Origin of the sequence: Floccifex sp. (assembly GCF_051873555.1) — a bacterium.
In the GTDB taxonomy this organism is placed as follows: domain Bacteria; phylum Bacillota_I; class Bacilli_A; order Erysipelotrichales; family Erysipelotrichaceae; genus Floccifex.
Genome location: NZ_JBJEEY010000031.1, coordinates 1 through 15,715 on the forward strand (window position 1 = coordinate 1; position 15,715 = coordinate 15,715).

Below are 15,715 nucleotides of genomic sequence, written 5' to 3' on the forward strand. Positions count from 1 at the left end.
ACTATAATATTGGCCGTACAGATCAGATATTAACACTTCCATTATATATGGCATTTTTATTAACAGAAGTATAACTTTTTGTCTTTCCCCTAGAAAAATGTAAAAATAGTCTAAAAGTATCCTATTGAAGTCAAAGCAGAACTAAATCTAAAATCAAAAAGTATGAATACTGTACTAAATGATAATAAAGACATGGAGGGATGGAGATTTTCAATGTCTTTGTATCGAGAATTCAAACAAATTATAAATATTCCTTTATATGATGTAGAAGAATGGTTGTTGATGAAAAAGTGTAAATAATTGTGTTAATATTATAAATAAAAATATATAATATAGATATAACTATGAAAAGGAGAACAAAATGAAAGTATTAACACAAAAAGAAACAGAAGTTATGAATATTTTATGGAAAGAACATCCATTATCGGCTTCTCAAATCCAGAAAAGATACAGTGAATTAAGTATCTATTCTATTCAACAATTAATTCAAAGATTGATGAAAGCTGAATTTATCAAAGTTGATTTCATTGATTACTCTGGTAAAAAATTATCTCGTTTTTTTACACCTAATGTTTCATTACCAGAATATATTCATTATTTACTCGGAGATGAAAAACAGAATATTTTGAGTACAGCAGCGTATTTAGTTCAAAATAGTACAAGTATAGAAACATTAGAAAAATTAGAAGAATGTATTCAGAATCGTTTGAAGGAGATAGAATCATAATGATTTTATCTTTTTTTGTTTATATATTGATAAAATAATTAATAATAGTTATAATAATTATAAAGATAGCGTTATCAAAGTGGAGGTTAATAGAAATAGTTTATTGGAAAGAAAATTTGATTATGAAATATCTGTTTTGTATTAACTTTCTAGACTGGAGGTTGTTATGACGGATGAACAAAGAAGAATTATTGAAAAACTGAATAAAGATAATGAACATCTCAATGATGCGCATAAATCCTGGGTAGAATATTCAAAGGGAAGAATATTAATTGGTTTATTGGCTGTTGTTGTTTTGTTGATATTGATTTTTAAATAATAATTAAAAAGGAATTTTCGTTTTTGAAAATTCCTTTTTCTATTGACCATTTACTTAAGATGAATTTGTTTTGATGCGATGGACTTCATGGGTTTAATTGAAAGTATACAAACAAGGATTGTTAAAATATCCGCTATGGGTTGGGCAAAGTAGATTCCTTTAACTTCAAAGAGTTTTGGTAATACGATAATAAAAGGAATATAGAAAAGTCCTTGTCGTATCATAGATAAAAACAATCCATAAGTAGAGGCTCCAATGGTTTGGAACGTAATGGTCATCATATAACACAAACCAAATGCGATATATAAAATCACTTGGCTGATTAATAAATTTTTTCCGTAATCCACTATAATTGGATTTCGATTAAATAATAAAATCAATTGTTTTGATAAAAGTATATATACAATCGATATAAGAATCGTTAACAACAAAGATCCTTTTAAAGCAAAATTAACACATTGATGAAAACGATCTTCGTCTTTGGCTCCAAAGCTATAAGCAGCTACGGGCTGATAGCCTTGCATAAATCCCATAACTACGTAACATCCAATTAAAATCAGTCGTTGAACAACACCATAAGCGGCAATGATTTCATCGGCATTCATTAATGGTTTAGCGGCTAAGTTTGTTAAGGAAGAAGCTACAGACAAACAGATTTGAATAACGGCTGTAGGTATTCCAATCGTTGCTACTTGTTTAATGAAAGTAAAACTTGGTTTAAAGTTATGAATGTCAATTTTAATAATGGATCGTTTAGTAAGATAGAACCACAATAAAATAAAGAACGTTACAAACTGAGATACTGTTGTAGCCATAGAAGCACCTTTTACACCCAATCCAAATCCAAAATCAAACATGAAAAATGGATCTAAGACAATATTTAAAAAAGCACCTGTAATAACCGCAATTGAAGAAATACGAACCGATGATTCAGCACGGGCAGTGCAGTTCATACTTTGGGCGGGTAAATTGGCTAAAGCCGCAATAAACATCCAGAACGCATAGTCTTTAGCTAATGGTAAAGAGGTTTGTGATGCGCCAAAGAATGTCATAACAGGTTCAATAAAAAGAATGCCAAAAACACATAAGATAATTCCAATAATCATGGAAATCAATAAAATTGTTGTAACAGTTGTAGAAGCTCCTTTATCGTCTTTAGCTCCTAATTGTCTTCCACATAAAACACCAGCACCTGCTGCAAATATATTTTCAATGGATACCATAATCAATAATAAAGGAACAGTAACACCTACAGCAGTTAAAGCAATGTCACTATGTAACATACCAATATAAGCTGTATCCACAATGTTATAGATGGCTTTTGCTAATAGAGCTAACGTTGCTGGTATGGCAAGTTTTACTATGGCTTTGGATGGTTCTTCATTTGTTAGAATGGAAGTATTTTTCAAATTAATTTCCCCTTTCTACAATTCCATACAATAAAATGTCAATGGCTTTGTGGCATTTTATTTCATGGTCGTCAAAGGAATCCTTTGAATATGGATACGACACATTCACAAAGTTTTGAAAGTCTTTAAATGAATTCAGTATATCTTCTCTGGACATATTATTTCGAATTGGAATTCGATCCAAAATGGAATTTAATATTTCTGTATTAAATTCATCAAATTCTTTTTTTGCCTGTGCAATTTCTTTTAATAGTTTCTTTGGTGGATTCATCACGGCTTCACAGAAAATAGATTGATAAATTGGATGTTCTTTAAAAAACAGCATACGAGTTTTGAAATAATATTCTAATTCAATGTTTGGGTTTTCATTGCGTATTACATGTGTTTTTAAATAATTTGTTAATAAAGAAAAACATTCTTCTACACAATATAAATATAATTCGTCTTTGGATTTAAAGTAGTGATAAATAATTCCTTTTGAAATGAATTGTTCACTGCAAATTGTATTTAAAGAACTTCCTTTATAGCCTTCTTTTGAAAATTCATTTAAAGCACCGTCAATAATTTTTCGCTTTGTCATTTGATTTTTTTCTTCTCGTTTCATAGGATCCTCAAAAAATTGACCACATGGTCTATAATACTTTAACAAAAATAAATCACTTGGTCAATTTATAAAGTAAAATGGTTGTATATTACTTGAAAAATGCTTTGTATGCATAGACATTTGTTATTTCATAGAGGTATAATTACTTTGATTTGAGAGATTGTATTGGAGGATATATGACAGAACAAGAATTAAAGAAGCTGTCGCGTAAAGAGTTGCTGGAAATGTTGATTATGCAATCAGAAGAGCTTGAATCAACAAAGAAAAAATTAGCCAATGCCAAGTCAAAGTTACTGGAAAAAGAGATTTCCATTGATAATGCAGGTTCCATTGCCGAAGCGGCTTTACAGGTAAATGGTGTATTTGAAGCAGCACAGGCGGCTTGTGAACAATATATAGATAATATTAAGAATTTAAGTAAGCGACAAGAAACCATTTGTGATCAAAAAATGAAGGAATGTGAACAACAAACACAGAAAATGTTAAAAGATGCACAAATTGAATGTGATATGATGCGGGCTAAGGCAAAAGTAGATGCTGAGTCATATTGGAATGAAGTTCGTTCTCGTTTGGAAAACTTCTATAAAGAATATAATGAACTTCAAAAGATTTTACCAATTAAGGATCAATAAATATGAAAAAGGTAGAAATACCCGATGTGGAATTATTAAAAAAAGAATTAGAACGCGTTCAATATAAATCAAAATACAGATCCGTTCTTCGATCAACTATTTATATGTTGATTGTTGTAGCAGCTATTGCGGTATTAATTGCGACTACGTGGTTACCGGTTCTACAAATCTATGGATCGAGTATGACTCCAACGTTAACAGAAGGAAATATTGTAGTTTCGATTAAGGGGTCTAGTTTTGAACAAGGAGATTTAATTGCGTTTTATTATGGAAATAAAATCTTAGTCAAAAGATGTATTGCTACACCTGGACAATGGATTGATATTGATGAAGATGGAAATGTCTATGTCGATGGAAAGAAATTAAATGAACCTTATGTACAAGACAAAGCCATAGGAGACTGTGACATTAAATTACCGTATCAAGTCCCAGAAGGAAGATACTTCTGTATGGGCGATCATCGATCAACATCTGTGGATTCAAGAAATTCCAGTGTGGGATGCATAGCCGAGGAACAAATTATAGGAAAAATCTTTTTCAGGATTTGGCCTTTAAATGATATTTATTATTTTGAATAGAACAGGAGGAAAAAGATGAAACATATGAAACAGTTGAAATATGTTTTAGCTGGTATTGTAGCTTTAACAACTGTTTTTGCGCTCATTCGACCTGCTATTACATTAGAAACTATTTGTGGAAAAGAAGAACATATACATTCAGATAATTGTTATAAAGTAACACAAGAAACCATTGTTGATACATCAATTGATTGTTCTTATGATTCTTTACATGTTCATGTTCATTCTCCAAGCTGTTACAACCAAGACAATGAATTAATTTGTGGATACGCTGATTATATTATTCATGAACATAATGAAGATTGTTACAACGAAAACAATGAATTGATTTGTCCTTTACCAGAAATAAAAGAACATAGCCATGACAGTAGTTGTTATGACAGTGAGAATCATTTAATTTGTGGACAACAAGAAATCATTGAACATAAACACAACAGCAGTTGTTATGATCAAGAAGGAAATTTAATCTGTGAATATCCTGAATTAGAAAAACATGTTCACGATGAAAACTGTATCACAAAAACAGAAAGAATATTAGAAGACAAAGAACTTATTTGTACAAAAGAAGAACACGTACACACAGAAGAATGTTATCCTGATGAAACTGACATTGAACAAGTGATTTCTATGATTGATTCTTTAGAAAGTAGTGATGAAATAAAGAATCAGTTGGATGCACAAAAAGAAGATAAAGATGCTTATAATGTATATCTTCAAAATATTCAAAATCAGGTTTTGAATGTCCAAAATGCATATAATCAATTAACAGAAGATCAAAAATCAAAAGTCACAAATTTCAATAAATTTAATGATTTGTTGTGGATATTAGATGAAGAAATGATATTGGATCAGGAATCTGTCTTTGTTTCTGAATTAAATGCTACAAATGTAAAAGTAAATGATGAAGAAGCTATTTACGCAAAAGGAAAAGATGAAATTGATTATGAAATTCAAGTAAATGTGGATTCTTATGTAACTGGTTTCTATAAAGAAGGAAAAATTAAAATTGAAGTCACTCTTCCTGTAGATGAAAACAAAGCTGTTTTTGATTTAGATCAAATGACTTGGTTAGAAGAGCCACAAGTTATAAAAGAAGAGAATCAACAAATTTTAACAGCTTATAAGTTAATTGAAGCAGAAAATGAAAGTGCAATTCCTTCTTCTTTTACAGATTCTATTGTTTTAGATGTAAAAGAAATTGAAGAAGAACAAAATGTATCTTTAGTAGTTCATGCCTCTAATGAAGAAAAAGATGAAGGATTAACTGTTCAAACTAAGACAATTCAATTGGTAAAAAGCTATACAAAAGAAGAAAAAGAACAGTTGTATCAAGATTTCTTAAAAGAATTAGAAACTCTTTCAAAGGACCAGTTAGAAGAATTCGCAAAACGTGTTCAAGTTTCCTATGATAAGGGCTACTTAACAAAGTCTTCTTATGAAAGTCTAAAGAATAAAATCAATGAATTATTGAATAAAGATACTGATGTTGTTGCAGAACCAGCGATTGGTACAAACTGGATGGCTTTGCGAGATAGTGGATATTTTGAAGAATATAGTCAATATTCGACTTACTCACAAAGAAGAAGTGTAAGAAGTGCCGTTGTTTCAACTTATGATTTAAATGATGAAGTATCACAAACAACATCCAATCCTTCGGATGTTCAAGTTGTTGAAAAAGGCGGAACAAATGCATCTGACGATGGATCTGTTTCTGTCAGCAAAACAATAAATGGAACAGACTTAGAAAATGTTTTTGATATTACTTTACAAGTTCAAACAAGTACAAAAATTGATGAAATCATACAAGAACCAGATATGGCTATTGTGATTGTAATGGATATATCCAATACAATGAATTCTAATTTTGGTGGTGTTACTCGATATCAGGCAGCTATGACTTCGGCTGAAAATTTCTTGGATCAATTTGCAGCTAATAATTCATTAGGTATTAGTAAAATTGGTTATGTTGCCTTTAATACAGATGCCCATCAAATATTTGGACTTCAATCTTGTAAAACGCAAGATGAAGCAAATGCTTTAAAAAATACAATGCGTACACAGACCGGAAGTATTATTAATGCAGCTGGATATAGTGATTCTCATTCACGTTTCACAAATATAGAAGCCGGACTTGCCATGGCGAGTGATATGTTGAATGGAGTTTCCAATAAAAATAAATATATCATTTTCTTAAGTGATGGATTTCCGACTACTTATATAAGTAGTGGCTATTCAGGATATGATCCATATGATTCAAATGGAACACGTTTTAAAGACCGTGTTTTAAATAAACCTTGTTCATATGGAACAAGTTATAGCGATGAAGCAGCTATTCGAGCTCGCCAAAAAGCAACGTTTATAAAAGAAAATTTGAAAATTAAAATTTTTTCTATTGGTGTAGATGTTGCAGGGCAAACAATTCAAAAATATATTACACAAAGTGAGAACGCAGATGGATTTTCAGTGGTAGATCGAACAGGAACCACTTATGAAATAGGAGAGGCATCAAGTACAGAAGCCTATAAAAATTGGTTGAGGAATTCAATAGGATCTGGTTATTACTATGATAGTACGGATTCAGATAGATTAAATAATGCATACAACCTGATTTTTGCAGAAATCAAACATCAAACTGAACAGTCAACAATTGCGGATTGGGTCGCCAGTGATCCGATTCCTTCTCAAACACATCAATATGTAGAATTTATTGGTTTCTATAATAAAACGCCAGAATTAGTAGAAGGTTCTTTAAACGGATCATATGTCGAAAATGGTGAAAATACAGCATCTTTTTCTAATAACGAAATCACATGGAATTTGAAACAATCTGGATATACAACTTCTACAAGTAATAACACAACATGGTATACCTATGAATTAGTATATAGAGTTCGATTAGAAAACGAACGAAACGAATTTATAGAGAAAACTGATACAGAAGAAGATTCAAATGAAGAAGACAGTAATGGTATATATCCAACAAATGATACAACAACTTTACAATATAAAAACGTCATAGACGATAATGGAAATGTAACAATGTCATCGGATCAGACAATTGAATTTCCAATACCTTCAGTAAAAGGATATTTATGTGATTTAACATTCACAAAAGTAGATGCAACTACAGCACAGACCCCATTAAATGGAGCAATATTCACATTAGTACACGTCACAAAAAATTGTGGTAAATGTAGAGGAGATGGAACTTCAATCTTTATTTCTGATCAGATAGTTACTTCGAACAAGGATGGAATTGTTACATTCACAAACATTCCTTCTGGACACACATATACTTTATTAGAAACAGAAGCACCAAATGGATATTCTCCAACATCAAATACATATAGTGTAGTTGTCTCATACGATACTTTAACAGTTTATGTGAATGATTCAACAGGAGAAAGTGTTGAATGGAATGGAAAAGTTGTGAATCATGAGCAACATATATTACCAAGTACTGGTGGACCTGGAGACTGGTTATATATAGGAAGTGGAATAGGATTAATTATGATAGCTGGATATTTTCTTATTAAGAGAAGAATTCACGGAAAGGAGGATATTCCCTCTTAAGAAAACGAAAACATATAAATAATAAGATTTAAGATTAGGAAAGAGAATTTGTAATGGGAAAGGGAAATAAAAAAGAAAGGTAAAAAATTTAAGATGAAGAGAATGAAAAAATTATTAGGAATCTTATGTTCATTTATGCTGGTATTAGGTATGAATGTAACACCTGCATTTGCAGAAGAAACAACATATTCCATTACAATTAATAACAGTACAGAAGGACATACATATGAAGCTTATCAAATCTTTACTGGAGATTTGTTAGAAAAAAAAGATAATGAAGGTAATGTTACAGATAGAATATTATCAAATGTTACCTGGGGTTCAGGCGTAAATGGAGAGAAAACATTAACAGCTTTAAAAGCTTTAGAAAACAGTCCATATGATAGTTGTTCTACAGCTGAAGACGTAGCAGATAAATTAGCTACATTCTCAGATGATAGTACCGAATTAGATGCTTTCGCAAAAGTAGTTGGTACCAATTTATCATTAACTGTAGCTGGTTCTACAAGTACAGTAACAAATAGTAAATACGAAATATCAGGATTAGCAGCTGGTTATTATTTGATTAAAGATAAAGATGATTCATTAAATAATAAAGATGATGTTGCAACTAAATTTATATTAAGAGTTGTTGGAAATGTTGAAGCAAATCCTAAATCTAATAAACCATCTATTGATAAAGTCATCGTTAATGCAGATACTTCTAACGGAAAAGGTACAGCACAAGATGTTGGTAGTGTTGTTCAATTTAAATTGACTTCTAAGGTTCCTGCAATGGATGGATATGATACATATACATATATTGTAAATGATAAAATGTCAGCAGGTTTGACATTTAATAATAATGTAGCTGTAACAATTGGTGGAACTTCATACACTGATTTCGAAGTGACTCAAAATGGTCAGTCTTTTACAATCACATTCAATAACTTTATCAATCAGAAGTCAAATGCTGGAAAAGATATCGTGATTACATATTCTGCAACAATCAACGAAAGTGCTTTAACAACAGATAAAGAAACAAATACAGTAAATTTGGAATACTCAAACAATCCAAATGACAGTACTTCTAAAGGTAAAACACCTGATAAAGTAGTATATGTATATGATTTTGATATCGTAATTGATAAATATACAGTAAATGAAACAACAGAAATTCGTTTAGCGGGTGCTAAATTTGTATTGTATAAAACAGTTGATTCAAAGAATTTGTATTATTTCTGTGACAAAACATCTAAAGAAGTAAACTGGGTTGAATTGGTTGATGATGCAGTAGCTGCAGCAATCAAAGAGGGTACTATTACTGAAGTCACAACAGATTCTAATGGTGCTGCAAAATTCCAGGGATTAGATTCAGGTACTTATTATCTACATGAAACTGAAGCACCAGCTGGATATAACTTATTAAAAGAAGATGTAACAGTTACTATCAATGCTACTTATGGTGAAGATGGACAAATCACTTCAAGTTCAGCTACTTCTACAAATAATGGACAATACCAACAAACACAAGGAATTATAAACAAAGCTGGTGCTGAATTACCTTCAACAGGTGGAATGGGTACAACTTTATTCTATGTAGCTGGTGCTGGTTTAGTATTAGTGGCGGTTGTATTATTAATTACTCGTAAGAGAATGAATTAAAACCAATGAATTATTATGAATCAGGAAAGGATTTTTCCTTTCCTGGATTCAATGGTGAGGAGAACTTTACATGAAAAAATCAAAGTTCATAAATGTCCTGTTGGTTTTGATACTTCTTGTAGGGCTGTCCTTACTATTGTATCCATCGTTGAGTGATTATTATAATTCATTTCATCAGACGCAGGCTATAACGGATTATTCAATACAAGTATCAAAATTAGATGCAGAAACACATGATCGAATTCTTCAAGATGCGATTGAATACAACAAAGAATTGTTTGAAAATGGGATTCAGAATATATCGGAATCAAAATATGAAAAACAATTAAATGTATCGGGTACTGGTGTTATGGGTTATATTGAGATTTCAAAGATTCGTTGTTCTTTACCAATATATCATGGAACTGAAGACGAAGTTCTTCAAACTGCCATCGGACATATTGAATGGTCTTCTTTACCAGTTGGTGGAGAAAGTACGCATTGTGTTTTATCGGGGCATAGAGGTTTACCGAGTGCGAAGTTATTTTCAAAACTGGATCAACTAGAAGTAGGAGATACTTTTGTATTACGTGTATTAGATGATGTATTAACATATGAAGTGGATCAAATATTAATTGTGGAACCACAGGAAATCAATTCCCTTCAAATTGAAGAGGGAAAAGATTTATGTACTCTAGTTACTTGTACACCTTATGGAGTCAATACCCATCGATTACTGGTTCGAGGACATCGAATTGAGAATTTAGAGGATTCAATGTATGCACGTATTACAGCAGATGCCACACAAATTGATTCTATGATTGTAGCGCCTGTTTTATTTATTCCGTTATTATTAATTTTAATTATTGTTTTATTGATTCCTAGAAAGAAAGGAGACAAATAAAGTGAAGAAATATAAAAAATTATTATTGGGTTTATTTCTATGTTGTCTGTTTTTTCCTTTGACAATCCAGGCAGCCGGGAAAATAAATAAGGAACAAGATGTTTCTTTGACTTTATCTTGTTCTCATGAAAATGTACCATTCTATCTATATTATGTAGCTTCCATTGATGAATATGGAGAATTAAGTGTCAATTCTTCTTTTTCGGATTTCAATGTCAATATTACCGGAAAAAACGATGAAGCATGGAATGATTTAGCTTTAACTTTAGCTGGTTATGTGGACCAGGAACAGATGGTTCCAGCTGCTTCTAAAAAAACAGATGTAAATGGTGTAGTAACATTTCCTTCATTGGATCAGGGACTGTATCTGATTTGTTCTGAAAAGGTATCTTCCAATGGCATGATCTATCAGACAAGTCCAAGTATGATTCTTCTTCCTTCTCTGGATGATATCAACAATGACTGGGTCTATGATGTGAATGTGATTCCAAAGGGAGAAGAAATCGAAGATACGAATACATCTATTAAAGTTCAAAAAGTATGGAAAGATGCAGGTAATGAAAAGAGTCGTCCATCTTCAATTATGGTACAGCTGTATAAAGATGGAGAAATCTATGATTCCATCACATTGAGTGAAGAAAACAACTGGCAGCATATATGGGAGAACTGTTCAACGAAATCGAATTATACACTGGTGGAACAGAAACTGGATGGCTATAGTGTAGTGGTATCCAAAGAAGGAATTACGTATTTAATTACGAATACGTATAAAACAACAACTCCTTCTGTACCCAATAAAAATATTCCATTTACTGGACAGTTATGGTGGCCTGTACTTGTTCTAGTCACGTTGGGTCTAGTCTTTATTGTGATTGGATTGATCAGGAGAAGACAAAATGAAGGGTAGGATATGGATTCGTATAGGGTTATTATGCATCGTAATAGCCCTTCTTTTAAGTTCTTATAATTTATATCACACTTGGAATGCTTGTATTCAATCACAATCAGCTGTCAATGAAATTATTCCTTCTTTGGAATATGAACCACTGGTTCAAGGAGAAATAGAAGACTATATATTAAATCCAGATATGGATTTACCTAAAAAAGAAATCAATGGAAATATCTATGTAGGTATTATTCAAATACCAGCATTACATTTAGAATTACCGGTATTATCGGAATGTAATGATTCTAATTTAAATATTGCACCTTGTCGATATACAGGAACTTGTTATAAGAATAATTTCATTATTGGTGCTCATAATAGTTATTATCATTTTGGTAATATTAAAAATCTAAACCAAGGAGATACTATTACTTTTATTGATATGAAAGATCGTAAATTTGAATATCAGGTCGCAGGTATTGAAATATTAATGCCAAATCAAGGTGTTGAACTAGAAAGTGGAGACTGGGATTTGTCTTTATTTACTTGTACATGGGCTGGTTATTCCAGAGTTATTGTTCGTTGTATGAAAGTCTGAAAAGACTTTTTTATTTTTGTGTAATACAATAAAAGTAAAGAAAGGAGAAAGTTCATGACAAAATATGAATCTTTGTTTACGCCCTTTTCAATTGGAAACTGTGAAATTAAGAATCGATTTGTTTTAGAGCCAATGGAAGGAACCAATATCATTGATTGGCTGCAAGAAACAAAATTTAGAGGCAATGAAGTACATGATTACTATATTGAAAGAGCTAAAAATAATATTGGATTGATTATCCCAGGTATGATTCCTTTACGTAGTATGCTCAAAGCCAAATGGTTACCAGATCATCCAGAAGTATTCAAGGATGTAAAGCCATTAATGGATGAAATTCATTCCTATGGGACCAAAGTCTTTTTTCAAATTGGTGCAGGATGGGGAAGAGCTTTAACCGCAAATGACATGTTTCAAAAAATCAATGGAAATAAAATCTTGAAAAATATTTGTAAGCCAGTATTAAATATGGACAAGCTATTGATTTCTGTTAGTGACAATCCCAATCGCTGGTTAGATACGATAGAACATCGTGCCCTGACAAAAGAAGAAATCCATGAATTTGTACAAGGTTATGCCACAGTAGCAAAATATTGTAAAGATGCAGGGGTAGATGGAGTAGAAGTTCATGCGGTACATGAAGGATATTTGATGGATGAATTCACAACACGTTATACCAATCATCGAATTGATGAATACGGAGGATCGTTTGAAAATCGATATCGCTTTGCCAAAGAAGTCGTAGAAGCCATTAAAGAAACATGTGGAAAAGATTATCCTGTTTCTATTCGCTTCTCAGTTTGTTCCAAAACAAAAGGATTTCAAAAAGGAGCGGTTCCGCAAGATCATACCTATATAGAAGTCGGACGCGACTTAGAAGAAGGCATTAAAGCTGCTAAGTATTTAGAACAAGTTGGATACGATATGTTGAATGCCGATAATGGAACGTATGACGCCTGGTATTGGTCACATCCACCTGTATATATGCCATTAAACTGTAATCTAAATGAAGCTATGGAAATTAAACCATATGTTAATATACCAGTTGTTTGTGCAGGAAGAATGCAAGCAGATGCTGCTGATTTTGCGATTCGTGAAGGAAAATTAGATGGAATAGGAATTGGACGACAATTTTTAACCGATCCAGAAACAGTCACAAAAATATATGAAAATAGAGAAGAAGATATTCTTCCTTGTATTTCATGTCATAATGTTTGTTTACCAGTGGCTTTGGATGCCAAAAAAGGTGTAGCACTGGATATGGAATCGGCAGCGACTCAAGGCCATTGTGCCTTAAATCCAGTTACTTTCTGTGAAAAGAAATATCAACTCAAAAAAGCTGAGCAACCTGAAAATATTGCGATTGTGGGTGGAGGAATTGGCGGAATGTGTGTTGCCATTATTTTAAAGAAACGAGGCCACAATCCAGTTATATATGAAAAATCCAATCAATTAGGTGGAGTATTTATCGCAGCCAGTGCTCCTTCTTTTAAAGAAAAAGACAAACAACTATTAAAGTGGTACACCCGACAAATTCAGAACTTAGATATTAAAGTGCATTTCAATACAGAAATACAAGACATACAAAGTTTAACCGAAGAAAAAGTTATTATTTGTACAGGTGCAAAAGCTAAAAATCTTCATATTGAACAATCAATAGAAGCCATTGACTATTTGAAAGGAACAGAAGTTGGAAATAATGTTTTGATTATTGGAGGAGGCTTAACTGGATGTGAAATTGCGTATGACTTAGCTCTAAAAGGAAAGAAACCCGTTATTCTTGAAATGCAAGAAGACATATTAAAAGTCAAAAACCTTTGTATGGCCAATTCCAGTTGTCTAAAAGATTTATTGGATTATTATCACGTACCAGTTTTTGTTCAATCTATGTTTGTATCCTGGGACGGAAAACGAGCCACAATTTCTACACCAGAAGGCGATAAAATCATTTTATGTGATTCCATCATTACATCTTGTGGATATATTTCCAATCCATTACAAATCACAAACGAACAAAAACGAATGTACAATCGACAACAAAAACGAAACAAAAACAGAGCCAATCATCAATTACCAGAACCAGCTTTTATTGAAATGGAAAACAAGAAAGTCTATTTATTAGGAGATTGTAACGAGGTAGGAAATCTAAAAACAGTTATCTGGGCAGCGTATGATTTAGCTTATAAACTATAAAAAGGCACAGCGTGCCTTTTTATATGGAAGAAACAGGTAATAATAAAATTCCATCATTCAAAATTGAAACCTTATCACATGTACAAACAATCGCATTTTTCCCAGAAATCAAATTTGTGTTTGATAATTTTTTGAATCCTTTTGTAGCACTTACATTAAAAGACTGACCTGTTTTGATTTCAATACAAGATAATTTCCCATCACGAATCAGGACAAGATCCACTTCATTTTGATCGAAATCACGATAATAATACATTGTTTGTGAAATACCATCATTCATATAGGATTTTCGTATTTCATTAAAAATAAAAGTTTCAAAAAAACGGCCCTTTAAAAAACTATTTTGTAAAGTTTGAGCAGAATCAATTCCACAAAGATAGGCAGCCAAACCCGTATCAAAAAAATACAATTTTGGTCTTTTGACTACTCTTTTCATAATGGAATTTTCATTATATGGCTCAACTAAATAAATAATACCTGTTTTTACTAAAACCGAAATCCATGTTTTAATCGTATTTGTCACAACACCCACTTGTTTCGCATAATTATCATATATAAGTTCTTGTCCTGTATTAGATGCCAGTAACTTTAGAAAATTGATGAATTTCATTTCATCTGAAATATTTAATATTTCTTTTAAATCTTTTTGAAGATACGTTGAAATATAAGAAGAATAAAAAGAGTGTGTTTTTAAATCCAAATCATCATATAAAACAGGAAAAAAACCTCGAATGATATATTGAAATGCTTTTGTTTCATTTATTGTATATCGATTTGCTCTTTTTGAATTTTCGATTAAATCAACACAAAAAGGAATATTATTCATTTTTAAAATCTCATTCAAAGATAAATTATTCATATCTAAGATACAAACTCTTCCAGATAAAGATTCTTTGGCATCTTTCACTAGTTTACTTCGTTGAGAACCAGAAAGAATATACATTCCATTGCTTTCTTTATTTCCTCTTTCCAGTCTTGATTGATTCACAATAGCCTCAATTTCAGGAAACAATTCAGGTGCTCTTTGTGCTTCATCAATAATAAGAGGATAAGAATGGATATCCAAAAAACTTTTTGGATCATTTTTCGCAAGTGCCAGTTCTAAAGAATCATCCAACGTTACATAGGAAAACCCAAATTCTTTATTTAGAATCGTATGATACAATAAAGTGGATTTACCAATTTGACGAGGACCGGTTAATAAAAGAATCGGAAAATGTTTTATTTCTTCAATTATTTGATTACTTATAAATCTAGGAGTCACACAATCACCAACTTTCGTATTTTTTGCATTAACACTGCATATTTTACGATAATATTATGCAAATCCGAAATAATTTTTTCAACTTTCAATATATGTTATATAATGAATTTGAAGGAGGCAATTTATGAAAAAGTCAGATATATTCATGATTGTATTTGGTTCCTTTATTGTGATTGCCTGTTTTATTGGATATTTATATTTTCATTTCGATGAAAGACTATTGTATATCCTTTCTGGCATTATATTTGCGATCATTGTTCTTTATTTTTATATTCGAAATTATAAAGACAGTAGCTATGGAGCCAAATTTCACAATCGATACTAAAAAAGAAACGGATTTTTCCGTTTCTTTATTGTACGACAGGCAGTCGTGCTTATAGTTGATAGTAGCTTACTAACTATCAACTG

General features: G+C 31.5%; 15 protein-coding genes. 12 read left to right on the forward strand and 3 right to left on the reverse strand.

What is annotated here, in order from left to right; genetic code table 11:
- Window positions 1-162 precede the first annotated feature (162 nt).
- The 3 genes from ACI32A_RS01960 (at window position 163) to ACI32A_RS01970 (ending at window position 1,046) form a co-directional block, all read left to right on the forward strand.
- Window positions 163-300 (forward strand): hypothetical protein, encoded by a 138-nt coding sequence (locus tag ACI32A_RS01960; RefSeq protein WP_439753338.1) that lies wholly within the window; start codon window positions 163-165, stop codon window positions 298-300.
- A gap of 61 nt (window positions 301-361) precedes the next feature.
- Window positions 362-727, forward strand: a complete 366-nt coding sequence (locus ACI32A_RS01965) for a BlaI/MecI/CopY family transcriptional regulator (RefSeq protein WP_439753339.1) — start codon at window positions 362-364, stop codon at window positions 725-727.
- Window positions 728-893: 166 nt separating this feature from the next.
- Window positions 894-1,046 carry a hypothetical protein gene (locus tag ACI32A_RS01970; RefSeq protein WP_439753340.1) on the forward strand — a complete coding sequence of 51 codons (153 nt, stop codon included), beginning with the start codon at window positions 894-896 and terminating at the stop codon, window positions 1,044-1,046.
- 50 nt (window positions 1,047-1,096) lie between these two features.
- On the opposite strand, the gene ACI32A_RS01975 is transcribed toward ACI32A_RS01970, so the two are convergent.
- Both ACI32A_RS01975 and ACI32A_RS01980 read right to left on the reverse strand, forming a co-directional pair.
- Window positions 1,097-2,455: an MATE family efflux transporter gene (locus tag ACI32A_RS01975; protein ID WP_439753341.1), complete on the reverse strand. Its 1,359-nt coding sequence runs from the start codon at window positions 2,453-2,455 to the stop codon at window positions 1,097-1,099.
- Between the two features lies 1 nt (window position 2,456).
- On the reverse strand, window positions 2,457-3,059 hold the full coding sequence (locus ACI32A_RS01980; RefSeq protein WP_439753343.1) for a TetR/AcrR family transcriptional regulator: 603 nt from the start codon (window positions 3,057-3,059) through the stop codon (window positions 2,457-2,459).
- 176 nt (window positions 3,060-3,235) lie between these two features.
- Between ACI32A_RS01980 and ACI32A_RS01985 the strand changes: the two genes are divergently transcribed.
- The 8 genes from ACI32A_RS01985 (at window position 3,236) to ACI32A_RS02020 (ending at window position 14,043) form a co-directional block, all read left to right on the forward strand.
- A complete protein-coding gene (locus ACI32A_RS01985; protein WP_439753344.1) occupies window positions 3,236-3,691 on the forward strand; it encodes a hypothetical protein in 456 nt (151 codons plus the stop codon).
- Between the two features lie 2 nt (window positions 3,692-3,693).
- Window positions 3,694-4,269 carry a signal peptidase I gene (gene lepB / locus ACI32A_RS01990; RefSeq protein WP_439753345.1) on the forward strand — a complete coding sequence of 192 codons (576 nt, stop codon included), beginning with the start codon at window positions 3,694-3,696 and terminating at the stop codon, window positions 4,267-4,269.
- Window positions 4,270-4,284: 15 nt separating this feature from the next.
- Window positions 4,285-7,842: a SpaA isopeptide-forming pilin-related protein gene (locus ACI32A_RS01995; protein WP_439753346.1), complete on the forward strand. Its 3,558-nt coding sequence runs from the start codon at window positions 4,285-4,287 to the stop codon at window positions 7,840-7,842.
- A gap of 102 nt (window positions 7,843-7,944) precedes the next feature.
- The gene (locus ACI32A_RS02000) at window positions 7,945-9,486 is read left to right on the forward strand and encodes a SpaH/EbpB family LPXTG-anchored major pilin (RefSeq protein WP_439753347.1); all 1,542 of its coding nucleotides are present in this window, start codon (window positions 7,945-7,947) and stop codon (window positions 9,484-9,486) included.
- Between the two features lie 70 nt (window positions 9,487-9,556).
- Window positions 9,557-10,369 carry a class C sortase gene (locus tag ACI32A_RS02005; protein ID WP_439753348.1) on the forward strand — a complete coding sequence of 271 codons (813 nt, stop codon included), beginning with the start codon at window positions 9,557-9,559 and terminating at the stop codon, window positions 10,367-10,369.
- A 1-nt stretch (window position 10,370) separates the two neighbouring features.
- Window positions 10,371-11,276: a Cna B-type domain-containing protein gene (locus ACI32A_RS02010; protein ID WP_439753349.1), complete on the forward strand. Its 906-nt coding sequence runs from the start codon at window positions 10,371-10,373 to the stop codon at window positions 11,274-11,276.
- Window positions 11,266-11,853 (forward strand): sortase, encoded by a 588-nt coding sequence (locus ACI32A_RS02015; protein ID WP_439753350.1) that lies wholly within the window; start codon window positions 11,266-11,268, stop codon window positions 11,851-11,853. The genes ACI32A_RS02010 and ACI32A_RS02015 overlap by 11 nt, the downstream gene beginning before the upstream one ends.
- A gap of 54 nt (window positions 11,854-11,907) precedes the next feature.
- On the forward strand, window positions 11,908-14,043 hold the full coding sequence (locus tag ACI32A_RS02020) for an FAD-dependent oxidoreductase (RefSeq protein ID WP_439753351.1): 2,136 nt from the start codon (window positions 11,908-11,910) through the stop codon (window positions 14,041-14,043).
- Between the two features lie 19 nt (window positions 14,044-14,062).
- Here ACI32A_RS02020 and ACI32A_RS02025 read toward each other — a convergent pair whose 3' ends face one another.
- A complete protein-coding gene (locus ACI32A_RS02025) occupies window positions 14,063-15,307 on the reverse strand; it encodes an ATP-binding protein (protein ID WP_439753352.1) in 1,245 nt (414 codons plus the stop codon).
- Window positions 15,308-15,431: 124 nt separating this feature from the next.
- Between ACI32A_RS02025 and ACI32A_RS02030 the strand changes: the two genes are divergently transcribed.
- Window positions 15,432-15,632: a hypothetical protein gene (locus ACI32A_RS02030; protein WP_439753353.1), complete on the forward strand. Its 201-nt coding sequence runs from the start codon at window positions 15,432-15,434 to the stop codon at window positions 15,630-15,632.
- The last annotated feature ends 83 nt before the right edge of the window (window positions 15,633-15,715 follow it).